23 protein-coding genes and 2 pseudogenes are annotated in these 24,009 nt (G+C 40.1%); 5 read left to right on the plus strand and 20 right to left on the minus strand.

The window, feature by feature from the left end:
• Window positions 1-164 (plus strand): annotated as a pseudogene (locus tag EAL87_RS08245) (glycosyltransferase family 10 domain-containing protein); the annotation flags it as partial.
• Window positions 165-172: 8 nt separating this feature from the next.
• Here EAL87_RS08245 and EAL87_RS05610 read toward each other — a convergent pair.
• The 12 genes from EAL87_RS05610 to EAL87_RS05660 form a co-directional block, all read right to left on the minus strand.
• A complete protein-coding gene (locus EAL87_RS05610) occupies window positions 173-763 on the minus strand; it encodes a uracil-DNA glycosylase family protein (protein ID WP_120913647.1) in 591 nt (196 codons plus the stop codon).
• Between the two features lie 44 nt (window positions 764-807).
• Window positions 808-2,214, minus strand: coding sequence for an aspartate ammonia-lyase (gene aspA, locus EAL87_RS05615; RefSeq protein ID WP_001217501.1), 1,407 nt, complete (start codon window positions 2,212-2,214; stop codon window positions 808-810).
• A gap of 57 nt (window positions 2,215-2,271) precedes the next feature.
• The gene (murA, locus tag EAL87_RS05620; RefSeq protein ID WP_120913586.1) at window positions 2,272-3,540 is read right to left on the minus strand and encodes a UDP-N-acetylglucosamine 1-carboxyvinyltransferase; all 1,269 of its coding nucleotides are present in this window, start codon (window positions 3,538-3,540) and stop codon (window positions 2,272-2,274) included.
• 2 nt (window positions 3,541-3,542) lie between these two features.
• The gene (locus EAL87_RS05625; protein ID WP_120883966.1) at window positions 3,543-3,950 is read right to left on the minus strand and encodes a hypothetical protein; all 408 of its coding nucleotides are present in this window, start codon (window positions 3,948-3,950) and stop codon (window positions 3,543-3,545) included.
• A gap of 11 nt (window positions 3,951-3,961) precedes the next feature.
• On the minus strand, window positions 3,962-4,783 hold the full coding sequence (gene galU, locus EAL87_RS05630) for a UTP--glucose-1-phosphate uridylyltransferase GalU (RefSeq protein WP_120913588.1): 822 nt from the start codon (window positions 4,781-4,783) through the stop codon (window positions 3,962-3,964).
• Complete coding sequence (locus EAL87_RS05635) at window positions 4,780-6,459, minus strand: lytic transglycosylase domain-containing protein (protein ID WP_120913590.1); 1,680 nt, start codon at window positions 6,457-6,459, stop codon at window positions 4,780-4,782. Before EAL87_RS05635 ends, galU begins: the two co-directional genes overlap by 4 nt.
• A 13-nt stretch (window positions 6,460-6,472) precedes the next feature.
• A complete protein-coding gene (locus EAL87_RS05640) occupies window positions 6,473-6,766 on the minus strand; it encodes a YggT family protein (protein ID WP_023527106.1) in 294 nt (97 codons plus the stop codon).
• Window positions 6,763-8,082: a glutamate--tRNA ligase gene (gene gltX, locus EAL87_RS05645; RefSeq protein WP_120913592.1), complete on the minus strand. Its 1,320-nt coding sequence runs from the start codon at window positions 8,080-8,082 to the stop codon at window positions 6,763-6,765. Before gltX ends, EAL87_RS05640 begins: the two co-directional genes overlap by 4 nt.
• A gap of 164 nt (window positions 8,083-8,246) precedes the next feature.
• Window positions 8,247-8,900, minus strand: a complete 654-nt coding sequence (gene frxA / locus EAL87_RS05650; RefSeq protein WP_120913594.1) for an NAD(P)H-dependent flavin oxidoreductase FrxA — start codon at window positions 8,898-8,900, stop codon at window positions 8,247-8,249.
• Window position 8,901: 1 nt separating this feature from the next.
• The gene (locus tag EAL87_RS05655; protein WP_120913596.1) at window positions 8,902-9,759 is read right to left on the minus strand and encodes an NAD(P)-dependent oxidoreductase; all 858 of its coding nucleotides are present in this window, start codon (window positions 9,757-9,759) and stop codon (window positions 8,902-8,904) included.
• Between the two features lie 14 nt (window positions 9,760-9,773).
• Window positions 9,774-10,277 carry an SRPBCC family protein gene (locus EAL87_RS08070; RefSeq protein ID WP_162972653.1) on the minus strand — a complete coding sequence of 168 codons (504 nt, stop codon included), beginning with the start codon at window positions 10,275-10,277 and terminating at the stop codon, window positions 9,774-9,776.
• A gap of 13 nt (window positions 10,278-10,290) precedes the next feature.
• Window positions 10,291-11,499, minus strand: coding sequence for a CCA tRNA nucleotidyltransferase (locus EAL87_RS05660; RefSeq protein WP_162972655.1), 1,209 nt, complete (start codon window positions 11,497-11,499; stop codon window positions 10,291-10,293).
• Between the two features lie 62 nt (window positions 11,500-11,561).
• On the opposite strand from EAL87_RS05660, the gene queC reads away from it, so the two are divergent.
• Window positions 11,562-12,248, plus strand: a complete 687-nt coding sequence (gene queC, locus EAL87_RS05665; protein WP_120913598.1) for a 7-cyano-7-deazaguanine synthase QueC — start codon at window positions 11,562-11,564, stop codon at window positions 12,246-12,248.
• A gap of 63 nt (window positions 12,249-12,311) precedes the next feature.
• On the opposite strand, the gene EAL87_RS05670 is transcribed toward queC, so the two are convergent.
• Window positions 12,312-12,917, minus strand: a complete 606-nt coding sequence (locus EAL87_RS05670) for an outer membrane beta-barrel protein (RefSeq protein WP_423750103.1) — start codon at window positions 12,915-12,917, stop codon at window positions 12,312-12,314.
• 349 nt (window positions 12,918-13,266) lie between these two features.
• On the opposite strand from EAL87_RS05670, the gene EAL87_RS05675 reads away from it, so the two are divergent.
• Both EAL87_RS05675 and EAL87_RS05680 read left to right on the plus strand, forming a co-directional pair.
• Entirely contained in the window at window positions 13,267-13,719 is a 453-nt protein-coding gene (locus EAL87_RS05675; RefSeq protein ID WP_000554062.1) for a hypothetical protein, read from the plus strand.
• A 28-nt stretch (window positions 13,720-13,747) separates the two neighbouring features.
• Entirely contained in the window at window positions 13,748-14,194 is a 447-nt protein-coding gene (locus EAL87_RS05680; RefSeq protein WP_120913600.1) for a hypothetical protein, read from the plus strand.
• Window positions 14,195-14,198: 4 nt separating this feature from the next.
• Here the strand turns inward: EAL87_RS05680 and hydE are convergent, their stop codons facing one another.
• The 5 genes from hydE to EAL87_RS05705 are packed head-to-tail and all read right to left on the minus strand — an operon-like array spanning window position 14,199 to window position 19,859.
• Complete coding sequence (gene hydE / locus EAL87_RS05685; protein WP_120913602.1) at window positions 14,199-15,737, minus strand: hydrogenase biosynthesis protein HydE; 1,539 nt, start codon at window positions 15,735-15,737, stop codon at window positions 14,199-14,201.
• A gap of 1 nt (window position 15,738) precedes the next feature.
• Window positions 15,739-16,275: a hydrogenase biosynthesis protein HydD gene (gene hydD, locus EAL87_RS05690; RefSeq protein ID WP_120913604.1), complete on the minus strand. Its 537-nt coding sequence runs from the start codon at window positions 16,273-16,275 to the stop codon at window positions 15,739-15,741.
• Window positions 16,272-16,946 carry a Ni/Fe-hydrogenase, b-type cytochrome subunit gene (cybH, locus tag EAL87_RS05695; RefSeq protein WP_108528862.1) on the minus strand — a complete coding sequence of 225 codons (675 nt, stop codon included), beginning with the start codon at window positions 16,944-16,946 and terminating at the stop codon, window positions 16,272-16,274. The genes hydD and cybH overlap by 4 nt, the downstream gene beginning before the upstream one ends.
• 12 nt (window positions 16,947-16,958) lie before the next feature.
• Window positions 16,959-18,695, minus strand: a complete 1,737-nt coding sequence (locus EAL87_RS05700) for a nickel-dependent hydrogenase large subunit (protein ID WP_000038046.1) — start codon at window positions 18,693-18,695, stop codon at window positions 16,959-16,961.
• A 9-nt stretch (window positions 18,696-18,704) separates the two neighbouring features.
• Window positions 18,705-19,859 (minus strand): hydrogenase 1 small subunit, encoded by a 1,155-nt coding sequence (locus EAL87_RS05705; protein ID WP_000499057.1) that lies wholly within the window; start codon window positions 19,857-19,859, stop codon window positions 18,705-18,707.
• 160 nt (window positions 19,860-20,019) lie between these two features.
• Here EAL87_RS05705 and mdaB point away from each other — a divergent pair, with 160 nt between their 5' ends.
• Window positions 20,020-20,604 carry an NADPH:quinone oxidoreductase MdaB gene (gene mdaB / locus EAL87_RS05710; RefSeq protein WP_120913606.1) on the plus strand — a complete coding sequence of 195 codons (585 nt, stop codon included), beginning with the start codon at window positions 20,020-20,022 and terminating at the stop codon, window positions 20,602-20,604.
• 44 nt (window positions 20,605-20,648) lie between these two features.
• On the opposite strand, the pseudogene EAL87_RS05715 reads toward mdaB, so the two are convergent.
• Both EAL87_RS05715 and EAL87_RS05720 read right to left on the minus strand, forming a co-directional pair.
• Window positions 20,649-22,709 (minus strand): annotated as a pseudogene (locus tag EAL87_RS05715) (DUF262 domain-containing protein).
• Window positions 22,710-22,948: 239 nt separating this feature from the next.
• Window positions 22,949-24,007: a tetratricopeptide repeat protein gene (locus EAL87_RS05720; RefSeq protein WP_120913608.1), complete on the minus strand. Its 1,059-nt coding sequence runs from the start codon at window positions 24,005-24,007 to the stop codon at window positions 22,949-22,951.
• Window positions 24,008-24,009: the final 2 nt, after the last annotated feature.

Raw genomic sequence — 24,009 nt, forward strand, 5'->3', positions numbered from 1 at the left:
TGAGGGTTAATTATGATGATTTGAGAGCCAATTATGACCGGCTTTTACAAAACGCCTCGCCTTTATTGGAACTCTCTCAAAACACCACTTTTAAAATCTATCGCAAAGCTTATCAAAAATCCTTACCTTTGTTGCGCACCATAAGGAGATGGGTTAAAAAATAAGGCACATTTTAAGACTGATTAAGAAACTGGAGCGCTATTTTAAAATGCGCTAACGCTTCTTTTTTGAGCGTAGGGTTTTTGAGCATGTCCTCTAAAGCATGGGTGCTTAAAAAATGTTTGGTTTTTAAAGACACGATGCGCCCAAAGGATTCTTCTTTAGAAAGGTTTAAAAGGCGTTTGGGCAAAATCTCGCCAAATACGATAATGACTTTTGAAGCGCTGTTGTCTAATTGCCATGTTAAATGAGGCAGGCATGCGTTGATTTCTTCTTCTAGATTAAGGCTGTTAGAGTCGCATTTAAGGAGCGATAAAATACTGCAATCTTTTAAGGGGTAGTTAAAAACCTTTTGGATAATGCTCTCTAACATGGCCGCTTTTAAATTGTTTAAGAAATGTAATTGGCTATCCAGCATGGGGGTGAGCGTGATAAAAGTGATCTTAGATTGAGCGTTAAAAAGCCCAACCACCGGTTTTGAATTTTGATGGCGTTTGCACAGATTGCAATTTTCTATGCCCTCATAAACTTGTTTGTTAAGGGGTTTGTTTTGGGGTTTTGTAAGATTAATATTCGTGTAAGTTTCGCCCAAAAGACGCTCCATATAAAGGGAGCGCAAAGTTTGAAAGCGTGAATGTTGCAAAGCGTTCAGTCTTTATGCTTTTTGAAAGCATGAGGGCTTAGCATGTTTTCTGGCTTGAAAATATCGTCCAGTTGCTCTTTAGTTAAGATTTTCTTTTCTAAAGCGATATCATAGATAGAGCGATCGCTTTTTAAAGCTTCTTTAGCGATCATAGCGGATTTTTCATAGCCGATATGCGGGTTGAGTGCGGTAACGATACCAATGCTGTTGAAGACATAATCATGGCAAATCTTTTCATTAGCCGTGATGCCTTCCACGCATTTAGTCGTCAAGGTTTCAATCGCACGCCCTAAAATCACAAAGGAATGGAAGAGCTTGTAAGCGATAACCGGCTCAAACACATTGAGCTGCAATTGCCCTCCTTCTGCGGCTAACGCCACGCTCAAATCATTCCCGATCACCGCAAAGCACACTTGATTGACCACTTCAGGGATCACCGGATTGACTTTACCGGGCATAATAGAGCTACCCGGTTGCATTTTAGGCAAATTGATTTCATTCAACCCGGCTCTAGGGCCTGAGCTGAGCAGTCTGAGATCGTTACAAACCTTAGAAAGTTTCACTGCAATACGCTTTAACACCCCACTCACTTGCACATACGCCCCCGTGCTTTGAGTGGCTTCTATCAAGTTGTTAGCCATGACAAAGGGGCGACCCGTTACTTCTTGGATTTTCTTTTCAATCAAACTGCGATAATCCGGATGCGAATTGATCCCTGTGCCAATCGCTGTGCCGCCTAAATTAAGCTCTCTTACCCAATTCCTAGCGTCTAAAACCTGCTCAATATCCCTATCAACCATCAAGGCATAAGTTTCAAATTCTTGCCCTAAAGTCATAGGCACAGCGTCTTGAAGCTGGGTGCGCCCCATTTTAATCACATGAGCGAATTCCTTAGCTTTTTGAGCGAAAGCGTCCCTTAAAGCCTTCATGGGAGCGACTAAATTACTCAAGCGCTCATAAATCGCAATTTTTAACGCGCTAGGATAAGCGTCATTGGTGGATTGAGAGCGGTTGACATGGTCGTTTGGATGGCAAAATTGATACTCGCCCTTTTGATGCCCCATGTATTCTAAAGCCAAATTAGCAATGACTTCGTTCATGTTCATGTTCGTGCTTGTGCCAGCCCCCCCTTGAATCATATCCACAATGAATTGATCGTGGTATTTACCATCAACCAACAAATCGCATGCATGGCAAATGGCAATTTTAAGCTTTTCATCAATCAAGCCTAATTGCGCGTTCGCTAGAGCAGCCGCTTTTTTGACTTGAGCGAAAGATTTGATAAAAACAGGATAACTGCAAAGCTTGTCGTTGGTGATGAAAAAATTTTCACTCGCTCTTAAAGTCTGAATCCCATAATAAACCTCGTCGCTAATTTCCATTTGCCCAATGAAATCATGCTCAATACGCATAAAAGCTCCTTATGTAATAATTGAAAAATATTCTAGCTATTGTAACCAAATCTTGGATTATTTTTCTTTTAAGCGCGCAACTTTTGCCCCTAAGGCGTTGATTTTATCCTCCAATCTCTCATAACCCCTATCCAAGTGGTAAATCCTATGCACCCTACTCACACCCTTAGCCACTAAGGCGGCTAAAATGAGAGCCGAAGAAGCCCTTAAATCGGTCGCCATCACATCGCTTCCGGTAAGCTCTGTGGATCCGCTAATGGTAGCCACATTCGTTTTTAGGCTGATATTAGCCCCCAAGCGTTGCAATTCGCTTGCATGCATGAAGCGGTTTTCAAAAAGCGTTTCTTCAATCACGCTCGTCCCCAAACACTGCGTGGCTAACGCCATGAATTGCGCTTGCATGTCTGTGGGAAAGCCCGGGTATTCTTTCGTGGTGATTTCAAAGGCTTGGCGTTTTTTGGCCGGATAAATTTCTATAGAATTTTCTTGAATGTTTAGCGAAAAACCAATTTCTATGAGCTTGTCCGTAATCGCTTGAAGATGGTTAGGGATGATATGATTGACTTTAAGCTGGCTGTTAGTGATAGCCCCCACGCATAAATAAGTGCCTGCTTCAATCCTATCGGGTATGATTTGAATATCTTTTAAATTCAAAGCGTCATTTTCTACCCCCCTAATCTTTAACTCACTACTGCCAACGCCCTCAATTTCTACCCCCCCACTCTGTAAAAACGCGCACAATTGAGCGATTTCTGGCTCTTTAGCGGCGTTAATGATGCGCGTGATCCCTTTGGCAAGACTGGCTGCCATGAGAGCGTTTTCTGTGCCTGTAACGCTGATTTTATCAAATAAAATATCATTGCCTTTCAAGCCTTTAGGGGCTTTTGCATGGATATAGCCTTGCTCAATTTTGATTTCAGCCCCTAATTGTTGCATCGCTTTTAGGTGTAAATCCACTGGCCTTGCTCCTATAGCGCACCCACCGGGCAAACTCACTAAGCATTCTTTAAAGCGCGCTAATAAAGGGCCTAAAACCAAAATGGAAGCGCGCATTTTACGCACCAAATCGTAAGTGGCTTCGGTGTGGCTCAGGGATTTGGCACTGATTTGAAGCGTGTGAGGATTGAGCCATTCTAGTTCTGCGCCTAAATTTTGCAACAATAACGCCATCGCTTTTATATCCACCACTTGGGGCAAAGATTTGATTTTGACTTCTTGTTGGCTTAAAAGCGTGGCGGCTAAAATGGGGAGCGCGGAGTTTTTCGCCCCTGAAATTTCTACCCCCCCTTTTAAAGGGACTTGTCCTACAATCTCTAAAAAATCCAATTCTATCCTTTTTCTTTTTTATTCTTAAGGGCTAAGCCGGTAGCGTTAGCGATTTTTTGCGCATGACTAGGGTTAGCGTTTTCTAATTCTTGTCCAAAATTAATAGCGTCTTCTAATTCAAAAAATTCTGAAGCGACTAAATTTTGGATCGTTTCTAGCCACAGAGTTTCTTTATCTTTGGGGCAAATTTTAAAACGCTCATTGAAGCTGTTTTTAAGTTTTTCTAAAGCTGGCGCGCTTTTAAGGTTTTTGATTTGTTCGCTCAAATTTTCTAAAGAGAGGCTTTTATTGGGCATTTCTTGCTTTAAGGGAGGGCGAGTAAGCCTCCAAACAAGCCCCACCAATAACACAGGGAGCAAGCACACAAAGAGAATCAAATACATGTAAGCGTAATAAGTCAAATTGCCCATGTTGATAAGATTTATAAGCGTTTTTTATAATAGGCGTTACTCGCTTCAATATAGCCTTCCACGCTCCCGCAGTCGTATCGTTTGCCTTTGAACTGGTAAGCGATGATGCGCTTTCTTTTGGCTTGAGCGCGTAAGGCGTCTGTGATTTGGATTTCATTGTTTTTGCCCGGTTGCGTCTCGCTTAAAATTTCAAAAATATCCGGGGTTAGAATGTAGCGCCCTATCACGGCTAGATTGCTTGGGGCGTCTTCTTGGCTTGGTTTTTCCACCATGTCTTTGATCTCATACACCCCTTCTTCTAACCATTCGCCCCTAATCACGCCGTATTTTGAAACTTCTTCTAGCGCCACTTCTTCAATGGCGACAATAGAGCATTGGTATTTTTGATACAATGAAATCATTTGCTTTAACACGCTGGGATACTCATGGCTTATACATAAGTCATCGGCTAAAATCACCGCAAAAGGCTCATTGCCTATGAGGGCTTCTCCGGTTAAAATCGCATGCCCTAAGCCTTTCATTTGCTTTTGGCGCACATAGGAAAAACAGCATTTTTCTATAATGTTACGAATGCTTTTTAGGGCGTTTTCTTTGTTGGTGCCTTGGATTTGATGCTCTATTTCATAGCTGGTGTCAAAATAATCTTCTAAGCTTCGTTTATTCCTGCCTGTAACGATCGCCATCACTTCACAGCCCGCTTCCATCGCTTCTTCTACAGCGTATTGGATTAAAGGCTTATCCACAATGGGCAGCATTTCTTTAGGAATGGTTTTAGTGATCGGCAAAAAGCGCGTGCCATAGCCAGCGGCAGGAAAAAGGCATTTTTTAATCATGGTTTGTCCTTTGTAAGAGTTTGTTCTAAAAACGCATCAATAGGGATGAAATTCCCAAAAATTTCTTGATAAATCAAGTAATTGAGCATGACCCTAAAGCCATACATGCGAGTCTCGCTATAAGGCATAAGCTCCATGCTAAGCCATGGCTCAAAATGATTTTTTTCTTTAAATCGTTTGGAGCTTTCTAGCCACCTCCTTAAAAACCCAGGCCCAGCGTTATAAGCGTAGGCGACAAAAAGGGGGTGGTTGAATTCTTTTTTCAAATGGTTCAAGTAATAATTACCAAATTTGAGGGCGATATTGGGGTTAAACATGTCGTTTAGATCAACATTATCCATGCCAAGGCTTTTAGCGAAAGGCCCTACATTAAAGGGCATGATTTGCATAAGCCCTAGAGCAAAGGAGCGAGAGATTAAAGCCGGGAGCAAGAAACTTTCTTGCCTAGCGATCGCATACGCCATCGCCCTTTCATCAACATTTTGCCACTCAATAATGCCCTCATAAGGGGATAAGTAATAATAAGTATTGTCTTTATTGCGTTGGCTTAAAAGATAGGTCAATTCAGGAGCGCTTTTTTCATAATACAAGCTTTTTAGCATCGCATTAAACGCGCCCTCATCTTTCAAACTCAAGGTTTTTTCCTTAAAAATTTGCCACGAAAAAGGATCGTAAGTGTTAAAAGGAGGATCTTCTTGGCTTAAATTTTGAATGTGAGAAATGATGCGATAACTGGGCGTGGTTTGGAGTTTGCGGTTTGCATAAAGACTATAGAGGTTTAGGGCAGGGCTTTGTGAAAGGCGTTCTAAAGTTTTTTTCTTTTTAGAGACTAAATACTGCCAAAAAACCGCTCTGTTTTTTGAAAAATCATCGTCTTTGACAACCTCTTCAGATCGTTCAAAATACTTGAGCGCTTTAGAGGGTTTTTTGCACAAGATTTCATTGATCCCTAGGATAAAAAAGGTTTGCGCATTGCTGTGGGTGGCGTTACTTTTAGCCAGAGCGTCTTTAAAATGATCCAATTTAGGATCTAAAATAACCTGATAGATCAAGCGGTTAAACGCCGGGTAATCTTCATCTAAAAGGCGGTTTAACTCTTTAATAGGGATATGCTTTTCAAAAATTTGGAGCTTTTTTTCATAACTCAAATGATTGAAAAGCGCGCTAAACACTTGCGCGTTAGCCTTAAACAAAGAAGCGCTCACATGCTTACTTTGCAAAATTTCTAATTCTTCATAGAGAACGGGGTAAGCCTCTTTGATTTTAATTTGTAAGGGCTTAAGGGTTTGAAGGGGGATTTTATCAAAATCTCTGATTTTTGATTTTAAAGCGATAGCGATACAGCTATTTTGGAAAGTGTCTGTTTCTTCTAGAATGCTTTCTAAAGTGATTTGCTTGCAATAAATATCTTCAGGCAATTTCACATCAGGGCTTTTTTCTGAATCGTCTGAGCCTTTTTCTTGCATGGCCTTTTGTAGGGCGTTGTTTTTATTTTGAGTCAATTCATAGGCTTTTTTAGCGTTTTCTAAAGTGGTTTTTTTATCGCTAATATAACGCCATAAATAATAATCCCTAACGATCCCGGCGGGCTTTTTTTCTAAATCTTTTAAACTCAACTCAGTTTGAGAAAAACCAACGCCAAGCGCACCGATAAAAAATAAAATAAAAAAACGCATGCGGTTATTTTCTTTAAAGGCTTTTGGCGAGCATGAAAAGCCACTGAATGAGGGTCAAATCTAAAAATTTCAAAACAATGACCACCACTAAAGGAGCGAAATCCAACCCGTTAAACACCAGCTTGAATTTAGAGCGTAAAAAATAAAACACCGGCTCACACAAGCGAGCGAGAATTTGCATGATGGGGTTATTGGGGTTAGGCTGCACAAAACTGATAAGCGAATAAATGATCACCACCCACATATAAATCGTAAGGAGCGAGCTTAAAATCACCGCTATCGCATTAATAAGGGTAGAAAAGATCATGCTTTGAGCCTTAAAACTTCTTGATAATGGCTTTGGATATAGGGGAAAATCAAAGGCAATTCAACGCCATGCGAGTTCCCGGTCAAAAGGATGCGCAAAGGTTTGAAAAAATCCTTACCCTTAAGCTGGCTTAATCGCATGGCTTCTTTTTTAAAACTTTCAAAATCCTTATACGCTTGAAAATCCATGCTTTTTAGAGCGTTAAAAAGCGCTAAACAACGCTCTTTAAAATCTTCATTTTCATAAGTTTTAGCAATATCTTTTGGCTCTAAAAACAACGAAATTTTTTCTTTCAATTCTAAAAGCGTGCCACATTCTTCTATAAACAATCTTAAAAGCCCTAGGAGGTTTTTATCTTTTATTGAAGTGAGTTCTAATAATTTTTCATCGTCTAAAAGCTTTAAATGCTCGTGGTTTAAGTGTTTTAAATATTTCAAATTAAAATGAGCCGGGGAACTGGAAAGATTTTCTAAACTAAACCATTCTATCGCTTCATCAAGGCTAAAAACTTCCTTAGGCACTTTATTACCGATAGTGATGAGGTAATTCACAATCGCAACCGGCAAAAACCCTTGATTCAAAAGCCATTTCACGCTGGACGCTTCGTCTCTTTTGCTCATCTTTTTACCGCTTACTTCATCTAGAATAATGGGCAAATGCGCATAAACAATCGGATCGTTTGAGCCTAAAGCTTCTTGGATTAAGATTTGTTTAGGAGTGTTGCTCACATGATCTTCGCCTCTAATGATCAGACTGATTTTATAAAGCAAATCATCGCATGCGCAAGCGAAATTATAAGTCGGGCTTTTATCTTTTCTCAAAAGCACAAAAGAATCCAATTCATAAGGCTCAAATCTCACTTCTTTTTTAATCGCATCATTGAAAGACACCGCATGATTTGGGGCTTTCAAACGCACCACAGGGGCATGGTTCTTGTCTTTTTCTAAAGTGGCCCACTCGTCTAAATACCTGAAAGGGCGTTTTTCATTTTTGGCTTTTTCTTTTTCTCTTTCTAAAAACTCCGCGCTCGCATAACAATAAAACGCTTTATGTTCTTTCAGTAATTTTTCTGCCATTTCTCTGTGATAATCTATGTTATGGCTTTGATACACGAGCTTGTCCCAGCTTATCCCCATAAGCTTTAAAATCTCTAAAATTTCTCGGTCTTTGCCTTCAATGTTACGCTCCTTGTCCGTGTCTTCAATGCGGATGAGAAAGGGTTTATGTTGCTGTTTAGCCACAATGTAGTTAAAAATGGCTGCCCTTAAATTCCCTATGTGCATATCCCCTGTAGGCGAAGGCGCAAAACGAAGCATAAAAACCCTTTATTTAAAAATAGTTTTTGATTATACCTAAAGAATACTTAATTATATTGTGGTAGTTCTGTTTTATCAAACATGAATAGGCATTATTCAAGAGATTAGCGCTTGGCTAACGCCAAGCTCTTTATGATTGATTATCAAAAAGCTAAAAGCGTTTTTTATTCAATCACTTCATAAATAACTTCTGTCTTCCAGCGGGTTTTAGGGGTGATTTCTTGGTTACGATAACCAAAACTAGCCATTACCGACACGCCAAATTCTGCCGTGTTCAGATAGCCTTTTTCCTCTAAATAAGCCTCCACTTTTTCTTGATCATACCCTTCAATCGGGCAAGAATCAATCCCTAACATGGCCGCTGCCATCATCATGTTTGCCATTTGGATATAAGTCTGCTTGCTAGCCCAATCAAACAAAGATCGTTCGCTATTGAGTTTAAAATCGTTCTCTTGGAAATTTTTGATGATTTGAGCGAACCTTGAATTAGAATCATAATCCCTTTTTTTAACCTCATGCATCACTTTCTTAACATAATCGCTGTCATAAGTAACGCCTTTTCGCGCAAGATAAATGACAAAATGGCTCGCTCCCTCCAAGCTAGAAAGCCCCCCCCAGGCCATCGGTTTTAAATCTTCTTTCATGCGTTCATTTTTTAATAAAAGCATTTTCCATGGCTCAAGCCCGATTGAAGAAGGGGCTAACCTCCCCACTTCAACCAAAGCTTCCCAATCCTTTTGTGAAATACGACGATTAGGATCGTATTTTTTTGTAGCAAATCGTTGGTGCTGTAAAGCAATCACTTGTTCTCTGTCCATTTTAATGTTCTCCTTTTTCTAAATAATGATAAACGGCTGCCATATCCATTTCGCCTAAACCGGATTTTTCCGCTTGAGAATAAAGTTCTTGCGCCTTGAATAAGAATGGCAATTCAATCGCCTCTCCTGCTTCATTGTTAGCTAAACGAATGTCTTTGAGCATGAGTTTCAAACTGAAAGCGGCCGGATAATTGTCTTGTAGCCACATGCCTTTTTTAGCTTGAAAGAGAGGCGAATTCATGCCAGATTGGCCAATAATTTGTAAAAACAACTCTGCATCAACCCCTAAATGTTTGACTAATAGCAAAGCTTCTGAATAAGCAACCCCCATTTGAGCCAAAAGGCTATTAATGGATAATTTAGCCCCTGCCCCTTGACCAATCTTACCCAAATAAAAGGTTTGACTCCCCAAATGCGCCAAAACAGGTTTGAGTTGAGTGATCACTTCTTCATTACCGGCTGCTAAAATCAATAACGCCCCAGCTTTAGCCGTGCCAACCGATCCTGAAACGGGTGCTTCAAGGTAAGTTACTTGATGCTTTTGAGCGATTTTTTCCAAAGCCAAGCTTTCCAAAGGAGCGATGGTGCTCATATTGACTACGATTTTTTCAGACATCTGTTCCCAAAATTTTGGCACTAAAACAGCATCAATCGCCGTTTTATCCGAAAGCATGATAAAAATCAGATCAACTTTAGCGGCTAAATCTATAGGGTTAGTATAAACCGCTACGCCCTTTTCTTTTAAGGAGGCTGCTTTGCTCTCTGTTCGGTTATAAACCGACACTTCTAAATTTGCATCATGCAAACGAGTTGCCATAGGAGTCCCCATAGCCCCTAGTCCAATCCATCCGATTTTCATTTAATCCTCACTTATTAGCGTGAATACGCCACTAAACCATCTAACCAAGCTTGATGGCCGTTTAGCATCACATTAGGCACAGATTCCGCTAAAGCTTTAGCAGGGACTCCTAACTGAGTTTCTTGGGTTAGAATACGCACACGATCATTATCTAATTTTTCAACTAGCCATGCGTGATAGGCTTCAAGATATTCATCGCCTTTAGCTTCATTCCAACCTCTCCAAGCCAAACGCAGTATGGTGTCTTTCAATTCAAACTCTTCCACTTGCGCTTCAATGAGAAAGCCAAAAGTTTCAAAGCGGAAACGAGTCTTGTCTTTAAGAATGGCATTGTCTTGATGATACACATGGAAATTCCCTGAATTTTTGTAATACTTTTCCCAACAAGACGCATCTCTTAAATGCTGCACCACTTTATTAAAATCCAAACCTTTGACAATGACTTCATTAGACACAAAATTATCAGTCTCTCCTGGAATCCATTTCTTAGGCCATTGAATCGCATTCATCGTTATCATGTTTTCTCTGTTTTTAATTTTTTCTGCCTATTGGCGAAAGGTTTATAGCATCATTAGGTAAATAATGACCCTTAACCCATTCAATCAGCCATTCTAAAGCGTTATTTTTAGGGTTAGCGATGACTAAATCTAAGCATGCGTTTAAAATTTCGCTGATTTTTTGGTGTTGGTAGCCCAAGCTTTGAAGCGCGCCGCCCTTAAGGGCTAGGTGTTCTTTTTTAAAAGGCTCGTTAGAATCAAAGATTTCTTTTAACAAGCCTTTAATTTTTAAAGCGTGTTTGGGGTTTTCTAGCGCATAAAAATCTAAAGCCAAATTAAAAGGCTCTAAATCGTGGTTTTTCAATAAAAATTTTAACTCTGTTTTGTTATGAATATTTAAAAAAGCTTTGTGGCATTCTTTAGCTTTTGAAAATAAAACACAAGTTTTTTTAGGGTAGCGTAAATTTTCCAAACTTTTTTGATGCTTAAAAAACCCCAATAATCTTAATTCCAGATTGAAAGGCGCGTTTTTTAAAAACCCTAAATTTTCTATTTTTTCTTGAGTAACCAACTCCAAAATTTCTTGATATTCTTTGGCCACTTCATAGGCGTTTTTCCCCATAAGAAGCTTATTCAATTCGCTTTGTAAGCGCTCTTTAGAAAGGTGTTTTAACAAATCCTTACACGCAAAAACCGCTTCTTTAGTGCTTGGCGCTATCTTAAAGCCTAAAGTCGCGCTAAATCGTAACGCTCTTAAAATCCTTAAAGCGTCTTCAAAAAACCTTAATCGCGCTTCCCCCACGCATTCAATCACTTGATTTCTAATCGCATTCTGCCCTTTAAAAGGATCAATAATCCCTTTTGTAGGGCTATAAGCGATCGCGTTCATGCTAAAATCGCGCCGCTTTAAATCGTCTGTTAAATGAGCGCTAAAAACCAATTCTTTAGGCTTTCGGTGCTTGATATGCCCTTTTTCAATTCTAAAAGTTGTGATTTCATAGCTCTGATGGTTTTTAAGAGCCGTGATCGTGCCATGTTTGATGCCGGTTTCTAGCACCCTAAAATGGCGCTTTAAAAGAAGCTCTTTACTTTCATTCACTAAAGCGTTTGAGGTTAAATCGTAATCTTTTGGGGTAATGCCCATCAAACAATCGCGCACGCACCCCCCTACCAAGTAAAGCTCATAAGGGGATTTTTCATAAATATCAAACAATTCTTTTAATTCTGTATTTAACTCAAACACGCTTTTTGCTCTTAAAATTTCTTTGTGTTATTATATCTTTTTAGAATTTTTAAGGAATGTTGATGGGACAAGAAATTTGCGTGATCAGTTTTAGCGGTGGGCAAGACAGCACCACTTTAGCCGTATGGGCGAAAAAGCGTTTTAAAAAAGTCTATTTAGTGGGGTTTGATTACGCGCAAAAACACTCCGTGGAATTAGAATGCGCTCAAAAAATCGCTTCTCTTTTACAACTCCCTTATGAAATCATCTCATTAGATTTTTTAGAAAATATCACCCGCTCCGCGCTTTTTAAAAACTCTAACGATTTAATGGGGCATTCGCATGCGCAAAATAAAGATTTACCCAACTCTTTTGTGCCTAATCGTAACGCCATTTTTATCACCCTTTTGCATTCTTACGCGCAAAAAATAGGGGCTAGTAACATCGCTTTAGGGGTTTCGCAAGCGGATTTTAGCGGCTATCCGGATTGTAAAGAAGATTTTATTAAAAGCATTGAATATGCCCTAAATTTAGGATCAAACACGGCGATTAAAATCCTAACGCCTTTAATGTTTTTGAATAAAGCGCAAGAATTTCAAATGGCTAAAGATTTAGGGGCTTTGGATTTGATTATCAAAGAAACGCACACCTGCTATCAAGGAGAGCGAAAAATTTTGCATGCTTATGGCTATGGCTGCGGTGAATGCCCGGCATGCCAACTGAGAAAAAAAGGCTATGAAGAGTTTCAAACTAAGGCTTTGTTTCAATAAAGCTAAAAATGCTCAAAAGCATGGCTTAAGATAAGTAATCAAAGAGCGGTAAAAAGCATGTTTTTAATGCCCTTTAAATGTATATGTATAATTGAGATAACCACTCACCACTCTTCTAATAGTATTATCATAGACACCAAAAGCTGGCACTTTAACCCCTAATTCCACGCTAGAACCCCCAAGATACCTTCCAGCATGATATTTATCACGATTCCAACGAACGCCAAATTTCCCTTGAAATTGAAAAATAGCCGTAGTAGCAGGAGAAAGCCAAGTGCTAGCCCCTATGTTCACGCCAATAACAAACCCAGAAGAGCGTTTGACGATATAGTCTGTTGAGGAATGTCGCTTATCTAGATCATCGTTTTTCCACAAATTAATGAGCAAATCGGTATCAAAACCATAGGGTAAAAAAGCAATTAAACCACCCATATAACCAACTTGGTAACCGAAAAAGAGAGAGTGCCTAAACCCTATAATCTTTTTTTTACCCAAAAAATATTTATACCCAAAGCTGAGTTCATTGAAAAGACCGCCCGATCCGCCATTTCCTGCGAATCGGCTAGCGATTTTGTTTGAATCTTTCACTGCATTTAAGGCGTTTTGCACATCTCTTATGGCTTTTGTGTTTTGTTCGGGGAATAATGAATTTTTTGCGTTATTGATCACTTCATTTAAGGCGTTTTCTGCTGAAGCTTTTTTGCCGATGCTGCCTTGTCCTTTAATATAGCTTCCTTCTAGAAAATTTAAACCTAAATAAAACCCGTTCCTTTCAGCGTGGAGCCAAAGAGAGAGAGAGAGTTAGTAAGAGAGCTTTTTTCATGGTTTTTCTTTATTTTTCTTTGGTTTAAGATTTGATATTATGATTAGGTATTTTATCATAAAAATGAGATTTTAGCGATTGGGTTTTAATGAAAAGCGCAATTAAAATAATGAAATAGCCACAAAACCACCGCTTAATGAATATTAAATTAAAAACATGTTAATCTTTGGTTATTTTTAAAATTTAGGAAATCCCATGCATCAAAACAATAAAACTTTTTTACCCCACCAATCCGCTCACCTCTCTAAAATCATTCTTTTTTTAAACACCGGCTTTTTAGCCTATCTGTTAAGCGCTTGTGGGGCGAATGTGCCTATAGAAGAAGTGTTGGTTAAAGATCCCAAAGAGACCAAAGCCCAAGAAGTCGCTAGAGAAGAAAGCGCCATCCAGCAAGAAAACGCCACTATTGATGCGCGCACCACGCCTTTAATCAATCGTTTCACTAATTATAACGCTTATGGCTCTTTAAACGGCTTTTACAATTCAGTGGATAATCTCAATTCGCCCATGCAAAACGGGATGTATGGAGGCTATTACATGCCCTATTATTACATGCCCTATGGTTTCATGCCTTATGGGTCAGGTCTTATGCCTTATGGGCCTTATGGGTATGGAGCGCCTGGATACTTCCCTTACGCTTTTTATTGATTAGTTTATTCTAACATGCTATGGTGGCGTGATAAAGGAAGGCTATATCAGAGGAGATCTTATGCGTATAATTAAAAGTTTATTTCTTGTATCGTTTGTGGCTTATAGTAGCACGTTCGCAGCGGATTTAGAAACCGAAACTAAAAGCGAAAAAAAAAGCAGTAAAAATTTTTACAAATTCCATAAAAACCATGGATCAGAAACCGAGGCTAAAAACGACAAAAAGCTTTATGATTTCACTAAAAATAGCGCTTTAGAAGGCATAGATTTAGAAAAAAACCCTAACCTTAAAAGCCATAAAAAAAGCGACAAAAAGTTTTACAAACAACTCGCTAAAAACAATATCGCTGAAGGGGTGAGCGTGCCGATTGTTAATTTCAATAAAGCTCTGTCTTTTGGACCTTATTTTGAAAGGACTAAAAGCAAAAAAACCCAATACATGGACGGCGGGTTGATGATGCACATCCGCTTTTAAGCCCTTATTCATAATCCAAAAACGCATGCACTTTAAGAGCAAGGGTTTTGGGGAAATATTGCACAAACAAATCCAAAAACACTTTTTCGCCAAAGAAATCCCCAACGATCGTTACTTCTTGGACGCTAAAATTTTGCGCGTTATCCCAAATGAAATTCCCTAAAAACTCCGCTAAAGAATCCAAAATCCCCAAACTCAAAATTTCATTTTCCACGCCTGCGAGCCTGAAACTCATCGCGCTGTGCATGATCTTTGAAAAGTTTAAAGCCATTTTCAAAGAATCGTCTTTAAGGATTTTATAATCAATCCTAGGGCCTTTAGGGCGTAAGCATTCTTTAGCCAAAGAAATAACGCTCTGCGCGCAAAAATCCTCGCTATAACCCAAAACAAACCCTAAAATGCAAAAAAAATCCAATAAATTCGCGCCCCCTAGATTGTATTTAGAAAGCTCTACAATGCGCGCGTAAAAATCAGGGAATTTAGTAGCGTAGTTTTGTAGCATTCTGGAGGCTTTTTCATCTTGTTTGAGGGTGTTAAATATTTGATTGAAATCAAAACTGACGCTTAAAAGCGTTTTTAAAGAACCATTAGCATGCAATAACAACCTTGTAGGGCGCTTGAAACTGAGATACAAAACGATAGAATTTTGGGTTGTGCTTAAAAACTCTAATTCATCTTTAAAGGGAATGGCAGAAAGGTTGTTTTCTAACACGAATTTTTTAGTGGGTGTGATCAAGCGTTTAGGGGTTCTAAAAAGCGTTTCATAATATAAAAGCGCTTCTTGTGGATCATTTGCATGCATAAAAACAAATTCTATACCCTCATCTTGTAAAATACGGCACAATAAATTCAATATGGGGTCAAAGGGTAGTTGGGCTATGATTTCATCGTTTTTAAAAGTGTCCTTAAACACGCTTTTTAATGGGGCTTTGATAGAGGGTTTTTCCAAACTGGCTAAATATTTAGCGTCCTCTAAAGGCAATTTAGTGCAGCTCAAAACGCTAGAAAGATCGCTAAAAATAACGCTTGAAGAGGGATTTTTTAAAGAAAGGGATAATGCCCCCCTAGAAGTGTGAACAGGGATACAATCTTGCGTTTTAAGCGCCTCTTTTAATTGGGTTAAACAACCTATAAGCTCTTTAGGGCTATGGATTATAGCCCCCTTAAAAGCGGTGTTTTTGACAAAACCCAACGCATTGGCATACAAAGATGCGTTTTTATCTAAAAAATCTTGATGCTCTTTAGCGTTCATAAAAAGGGGCTTTGAAAGGCTTGTTGTTTGGAAAAGATTTTCATCTAAAGGCTCTGTGATTTCCTTTAAAGACAAAAAGCTAAAATCTAAAGAAAAGGGCAAGATCTCGCTTAATTTTTGCGCGAACCCTAAAGTAATCTCAGCACTCGCTTGGAGGTAGAAAGAAGCCGTATTATCCTTATAAACGCTATAAAAACGCGCTTGCAAATTGCATGCCATTTGCTCTAAAAGGGGCGTAAAAATGAGATTCGTCTCTTCATTAACACATTTAAAAAGAAAGACAAACGCCAATTCAAAAACCCTTATAAGAGAGTTCAGCGATACAATCTAGGGCGATATGATCAATGCGTTGCATTTTAACTCCCCATGCGTTGAGTTGGGTTTCTATGGCTTTTAAGGCTGTTTCTAAAGCGTTTAACATTTCGCTTGAAAGCTTGAAAGTGGTCTCGCTCCCTATCACAAAAGGCACAAGCCCCACGATAAAAGTTTTAGGTAAATCCCCTAAAAACTCCGTGAGCCTTAAAGTGTGCAGCATCTCCACTTCATGCGCGCTCCCAGCCCATGTGATTTCTTTAGGAGCGTCCTTAAAATCAAAGGCATAGACTGATCCTATCTCAACGCCTTTAGCGCTCACGCAATCCAAAATCAAAACCTTTTCATACGAAGTGATTAAAGGAATGAGTTGCTGAGCCATAGTCCCCCCATCCACAATATCCACGCTAGGGAAAAAAGAAAAATTCTTTTTAAGGTAGTGGGCTAGATGCACCCCAATCCCTTCATCGCCAAAAAGGATATTGCCAATGCCTAGAATTAAAATTTTTTGACTCATTCTTTGGTATAACCATAACCATTAATCATAGAATCCGCCCCTGAACTATCATACCGGATAGAATGGAAAAACACCATATAAACATGCACAGGGACAAACAAAATAAACCCCCAAGTCGCTAAGTGGTGGATAAAACGAACATTCGCTAACCCCCCACAAAGCGCTTCAAACCACTTAAAAGCGCTCCCTAAAAACGCCCCAAGCCCCGCATGATAGACATTATAATACAGCACTATCCCGCTCAAACTCATCAATACGATCAAAACAACCAAAGTGAAATAAGCCACGAGTTGGATAGGGTTATACGCTCCTTTAGTGTGGGGTTTGCCGCTGATAAGAAAATACGCTTTCATCTGATCTATCCAGGCTTTTGGGCTTAAAAGTTGGCTGAAACTCCTGCGTTCCATTAAGCTTTCTTTAGTGAAAAAAAGATAAGTTCTAAAGATTAATGCGCTAATGAGCAAAAACCCAAACATGACATGAAAAGAGCGCACATAAGCTTGTAAAAGATACACCCCTTTATAAAAACTAGAATTAGGCTGCAAAAAAGGGTAAGCGATGTAAAACCCTGTAGCGATTAAAGCGAAAATACTCAAAGCCCTAACCCAATGGAAAAAGCGCACAAAACCTGAATATTCTTTGTGTAAAACGACCTTATTCATTTTATCCATGCGTAACCCTTTTTAGAATTTAGCGAAATTAGGCTCTACTTTAAACTCGTTTAAAGACTGCCCTTTAAAATCCATCACATGCACGGAGCATGCGATGCATGGGTCAAAAGAATGGATAGTCCTAATGATTTCTAAAGGCTGGGTTAAATCAGCGATTTTAGTGCCAATCAAGCTCATTTCATAAGCCCCCCTTTGATTTTGAGAATCTCTAGGCCCCGCATTCCAAGTAGATGGCACCACCGCTTGGTAATTTTCCACCACGCCGTTTTTAATACGCACCCAATGGCTTAGCATGCCCCTTGGCACTTGACCAATGTAGCGCCCTTTATATTCTTGATTTTTATCAATGTGATAAGGAGCGCAAGTGCTTTGATCGCTCTTTAGATTTTCCACTAACGCATCAAACGCCAAAAGGCCATTATCAGCAATCGTTTTAGCTTCAATACACCTTGCAGCTGTTCGCCCAAGCGTTGAAAACAACGCCTCTAAAGGCAGTTTAGTGTCTTTTAAAAACTTCGTAGCCACTTCAGTAACATAAGGGTTTTTCGCCGCTAAACCCACCACTACGGAACTTAAAGGGCCTACCTCCATGGGCTTACTGTCGTATCTGGGCGATTTGATCCAAGAATATTTATTTTTAGTGTCAAGCACTTTAGCAGGGATTATTTTATTTTCAATCCCCACGCTCTCGCCGTCTTTTAAACCGGTATAATGCGGATTCGTTTGCCCGTCATAAGGGTGGAGTTGCACCTCTTTAGTGTCTTCATATTGGTACCAAGAATGCGTAACCTCTTCTTTAATCAAACTCTCATCAATGGGGTGCAGTTTAGAAATATCCCCATCAAGCACCACCCCACTGCTCAAAAGGTATTTATCCTTCCCGAGCAACACTTCTTCATAAGCGATAAAATTCCTTAAGCCACAGCCTTTAATAACGGATTGCTCGTTAGCGAACATTTCGCCTGCCATCACCAAATCAGGGTAGTAAGCATGGTTGATGAAATTGGCCACCACTTCAAACTTGCTCTTCCACTCCGCCAATCTCGTCGGATCCAATATATCCATAACACTCGTAACACCCCCCACCGTTAGGCTTTGTGGGTGAGGTTGTTTAGCCCCAAAAATAGCGGTCATTTTCGCCGCTTCCCTTTGGATTTCTAAAAGCTTGAGGTAGTGGCTTAAGACGATTAAATTTTGCTCTGGGCTTAAACGATAGGTTTTATGCCCGTAATAGCCGTTACTGAAAGGCCCTAAAGATCCGCCTTTAGCGAAATCATTCAAGCGTTTTTGAACCGCTTTTAATTCGCCCGCACCAGTATTAATGGGATAAGGGCTGTATTTGAAAGAAAGTTTTGCCGCTTGAATGGGATCAGCTTTTAAAGCGCTCATAATATCGCACCAATCAAGCCCATGCAAAGTATAGAAATGCACCACATGGTCATGAAAAAGCAACGCCATGTTCATCAAAGATCGCACCAATTGTGCGTTTAATGGGGGGGTGATGCCTAGAGCGTTTTCTACTGCTGTGATACCGGCCTTATAATGCGAATAAGTGCATACCCCACAAATCCTTTGAGCGATAAAGCCTGCATCTCGTGGGTCTCTGCCTTTAATAATGGTCTCTAGTCCCCTAAAAAGCGTCGAAGAAGAAAACGCATCGGTGATCACATTATCATCATCTACAATCACTTCAATCCTTAAATGCCCCTCAATCCTAGTGATAGGATCGACTACGATTTTTTTTGACATGTTAATCCCTTACTCTTTGTTTTTGATCGCTTTAGAAAGGAGCGCATGCGCGACAATGCCAATAGCGGTTGCGCTGAGTAGAGTCGTGCCTACTTTATCCGCTACTTTATCAGCCCCTAAGCCGTCAAAGGCGGTTTTAATGGAGCGGTTCGCTAAAGGCTCTTCAAAAGGACTCATCGTATCCCAAAAATTAGGCTCAGAACACCCTATGCACCCATGCCCTGCACCTATGGGCCAAGAAGTGTGTGAATTGAAGCGGAGTTTGGAGCAATTGTTAAAAGTGTAAGGCCCTTTACAGCCCATTTTATACAAACAAAAGCCCCTTTTAGCGTTTTCATCGCCAAAATGCTCCACAAATTCGCCCGCATCAAAATGCCCTCTCCTTTCGCACAAATCATGGATCCTGTTCCCATAAGCCCAAGAGGGGCGGTTATACGCATCTAATTTAGGAAGAGCCCCAAACATCAAGTAATAAAGCACATTGCCCACGATATTTTTTTCACTAGGTGGGCAACCGGGAACGTTGATCACGGGTTTATCAATGATTTTATGCAAGGGTTGCGCGTTAGAGGGGTTAGGGTAAGCCGCTTGCACGCCCCCAAAACTGGAGCATGTGCCTATGGCAAAAATAGCCGCTGCGTATTGAGCGGCTTTTCTGCACTCTTCAGCCCCTGTTTCAGCGTTCGGGCCTTGAGTGAGGAAGTATTCGGTGCCTTGGGGAATACCGCCTTCTACCATTAAAATGTAATTGTTTTTATGCTTTTCTATGGCGTCATGCAAGCTTTTTTCAGCTTGAAAACCGCTCGCTACCATGATGGTCTCATGGTATTCTAGGTTGATGTAATCAAAAATGATGCTATCAATGGTGGGGTCTGCACTCCTTAACAAGCTCTCGCTACAACCGGTGCATTCTGCCATGTGCAACCAAATCACAGGCAATCTGTTAGCCACCTCCACCGCTTTCAAAGTCAAGGGAGCAAAACTAGCCGGCAAAGCTAAAGTCGCGCTCATCATGCCCGCCCACTTCAACAAATCGCGCCTGGAAATGCCCGCACCCTTAAACTCGTCTTGCAAGTTTTTATGCTCGTTGTGAGCGTTAAACGAGCTGACTATCTCAAGGCGTTCTTCAATCTTTTGATAGGTCTTTTTTTCATCGTAGAACATGACCACTCCTTAATTGGAAATTTTCATTATCTTAACATAATAAAAATAATGTAGTGGCAATTGATTATTTTTTAACTTTTATTTTAGATGAAAGGAATTTCTTTAACATTAAGTTTCATTTGGATAGAATTTCCCCCTATTTTATTAAAAAAGGAACAAAATGAAAAAAGTACTCATCATTAACGGAGGCAAAGCGTTCGGGCATTCTGGAGGGAAACTCAATGAAACCTTGACTGACCATGCAAAAAAGACTTTAGAATCTTTAGGGCTAGAAGTGGATACAACGATCGTGGATAAAGGCTATGAAAAGAGCCAAGAAGTGGAGAAATTCTTTAGCGCTGATGCGACGATTTGGCAAATGCCTGGCTGGTGGATGGGCGAGCCTTGGATTGTGAAAAAATACATTGATGAAGTCTTCACTTCAGGGCATGGGAAGCTTTACGCTAGCGATGGCAGGAGTTCGCAAAACCCCACTAAAAACTACGGGAAAGGGGGCTTGATGCAAGGCAAAAAATACATGTTGAGCTTGACCTGGAACGCTCCCATTGAAGCCTTTAATGATCCTAGTGAATTTTTTGAAGGGGTGGGCGTGGATGTTGTGTATTTGCATTTGCATAAAGCGTTCCAATTTTTAGGGCTTTCAGCGTTGCCCACTTTTATTTGCAACGATGTGATGAAAAACCCCCAAGTAGAGCAGTATCTTAACTCCCTCACCACGCATTTGTGCCAAGCTTTTGGCAAGTGATTTTAAAATTTTTTTAACCCCCCATTTCTTTGGGGGCTTGTTTGTTACACAATAAAGTCTCTGGGATTGAGCTCACAGCCTAAGATGAGATCTTTAAGATTACTGCCCACATTTTGCAAATTCGCACCGCTTACAAAGTAAAATCCGTATTCTTCAAAAGGCACAACAAGAGTGCCATCTCTATCCCTTAATTGCGCTTTTGCTTTATCCAAATAAATATAGCTTGGATACACATCGCCTATGTAGCTTTCAAAGGCTTCTCTGGCATTTTCTAGCAAGTAGTCTATGACAGCGCTAGTTAATTCCTTAGCGTTTTTTACCGAACGCTTCTCATTATTGGGGAGTCTGACGCTTTGAAACTTATAACAAGTTAAGTTATCATCAAGGGTTTTATGAAGCTCTCTTGTGCGGTATTCTTTAGGCAAATCTTTAAACAATCCCACTTGACAAAATTGATTCGCTAAATATTCGCTCCTGGCTCTCACTTCCTCTATCCCCCAAGAATGGGTGTTATTGATGAAATAGTCGTTTAAATGCAAGGAGCTGTATTTTTCCATAAGCTCTATTTTTGCCTCGTAAGATTTGTTGCCAAGCCTTTGATTTTTCTCCTTCAAAGTTAGATTCCCAAAATTATGGAGGTAATCTTGCTCAAAAGTGAGATAATCCCCCACCCCATCGCGCCATTCTTGTGTGGGGGTTTGGGGGTAGAAATGCTCCACTTCTAAATTTTCTTCTCTTGGCGGTTCGGCGTTGCTTAGCTTTTCTATCTCAAGCAAGATGAATTTGTACACATAATTTGTTGAATAATCGTTACGCACAAGAAACGCCGCTTTAATTTGATCGTCATTAGGAAATACCATTTGACCAATGCTCTTGCCCAGATAGCGCTTGAGCGTATCGGCTGAAACATTTTCTGGCTTTCTGTATAATTCTAGCTGTTTGTATAAAGGATAAAGAACTGTATTGAGCGCATTGTTAGAATTTCCGCACACGCTTCGGCGCACGAAGTAGCTGGTAAGGATTTGCAAAATTTCATGGAAGTTTTCATAATCCAATTTGCCTTCTTCAAAGTCTCTGGCGCAACGCAAAATAAAAGGCTTTGCCACGCCAAATTGGATTTTCACAAGATCCTTAATACGCAAGCGTAAATTCGCTAACTGCTGCGGGTCTCCACGATGCAAAAAATAATGATCTCTGTCTAAAAAGATTTGATAGATTCTGCCATATTCACGCATATCGCTCATAAGGGCTTCTACATCAGAGATATTTTTTCTATGATGGGTTTTTAGCGTGTTATACACTTCACGCTCTTCTTTTTTTAATTTATCTTCAAAATAGATTCTTAAATAGGTTAGAATAAATTCATTCAAATCCTTTTCGCCAAGCCAATTTTCTAAAGGAACCCAATAAGTGTCATAAAGATGTTTCTGCCTGTCAGAATTTTCCCCCATCATCAGATAGTTGCGGATGAGATCCAGCCCTTTTAATTGCACGCCGGTAGCGTTAATGCTTTCAAACACCACTTGCGGATCGTCTTCGCCTAGCTCTAAGCCTATGGCTACGATTTTAAGCCGCAAAAACGCGCCATAAATCTCTTCTATGCGATACCCTTTGCTGATATAATTTTTAAGCTCTTTGATGAAAAATTTATAATTTTTCCCAATGTGCGATTCTCCTTGTATCTCATGCGATCGATTTTGCATGACAAGATCAAAGGCTTCTTTGTCGCTTTTAATGGGCTTTAGGCGCAGCCTTTATCCTGTAAGATTGAGTAATCCGTCAATCTCTTTTTTTATCCCTTCATTTTGTATCTTTGTCTCTATGGCTTTAAGCAAAAGCATGATAGTGGTAATCCTTTGCTGCCCATCAATGATGACAAATTCTTGCAGTTGTCTTAAGCTCTTTTCATCATCAATCAAATGCAAAATATAAGTGATAGAACCCATGAAATGCGTTTTCTTGTTTTGAGAAATACTGACAATATCTTGCAGTAATTTTTCGCAATTTTCTTCTTCCCAAGTGTAGTTTCTCTGGTATACAGGGATGGAAAATATCGTGCCTGGTAGGGCAAAAAATTCGTTAACGGTGCTTTGTGTTACTCTCATCGCTTTTCCTTTTGAATCAAATTATCATTGCACCGAGTATTAAATCAAAAAAAAAAAAAAAGAGCTTAAATTTTTGAAAAAGTCGCAATTTGAGGCCGAATTTATCTAAAAAAGATAAAAGAGCTTGCACAAAGCAAGCACTAACCTCTTAAAAATGCGATCTTTAGGGGGGTTTTAGTTATGGGGCGAGAATGATTTCAAAATACCCTCTATCCCCTTAAGAAAGAGTTTGGCTATTACTAGGGTATCTCATAAGAATTGTATGGCATGAACAAGCGCCCGTAATTAGGATTCACGCGCAATAAATGCTCTTTGAAATTCCCATAATTACGACAGCTTGACTCAAAACCATTATCGCATGCATACGAGAATAAATCCAAAGCCCTTTGATCGTCTTGAGGCACGCCCAAGCCCTTTTGATACAGCACGCCTAAATTGTTACAGCTCCCCAAAATCCCCCCATCGCATGCCATTTGGAAATATTTCGCCGCGTAGTGGTTATTCAAAGGAGCCCCTAAATCCCCATTCGCATAAATCCAGCCCAAATTCGCGCACCCCATCATATCCCCCGCGTTACAAGCCAAATAATTCAAATCCACTTGACTGAGCTGCGCCTTATCAATGCCATAAATATTATTCACATTAGACATCAAACCCAGATTATAGCACCCCATATCATTCCCATTTTCGCATGAAAATTTATAATAACTTATCGCTTTGTAATAATCTTTTGGGACCCCACTCCCGTTAGCAAACATCCACCCCAAATTATTGCATGCGAGCATATCCCCCCCTTGACAAGCCACCGCATACAATTGCAAAGCGTTTTCTTTATCGTTCGTATCCGCATTCTTCTTGTTTTCATACATTTGAGCCAGATTCGCACAAGCGGTCGCATCGCCCCCACTGCAACCCATTTCATAATAGCGAGCGGCCTTTAGTCTGTTGGTTTGGATCCCTACCCCATTAGCATACATCGCCCCTACCGCAAAACACCCGGCCGCATTGCCGTTATCACACGATTGGGAAAAAAGCTTAAAAGCCCCTTGATAATCGCCCTTTTTAGCCAAATCAATACCGGCAGAAAGCTCGGTTTGAGCGTTTTCAGGCGATCCTAATTTGTCTAATAGATTGGAGTTATCGTTTTTAGGGGTGATCTGGGTGTTAGGGTTTGGCGCGCCCTTAGCGTTAGCGGGGTTTAATTCAGGGGGCGTGTTTTTTGGGGCTTGATTGTTTTCTTCAGCGCCGCTAAGCTGTAAGATTAAAAAAACAAGCCATAACAAACTTTGTTTGAGCATTC

The sequence above is a fragment of the Helicobacter pylori genome, assembly GCF_003636935.1.
Lineage (GTDB): Bacteria > Campylobacterota > Campylobacteria > Campylobacterales > Helicobacteraceae > Helicobacter > Helicobacter pylori_CH.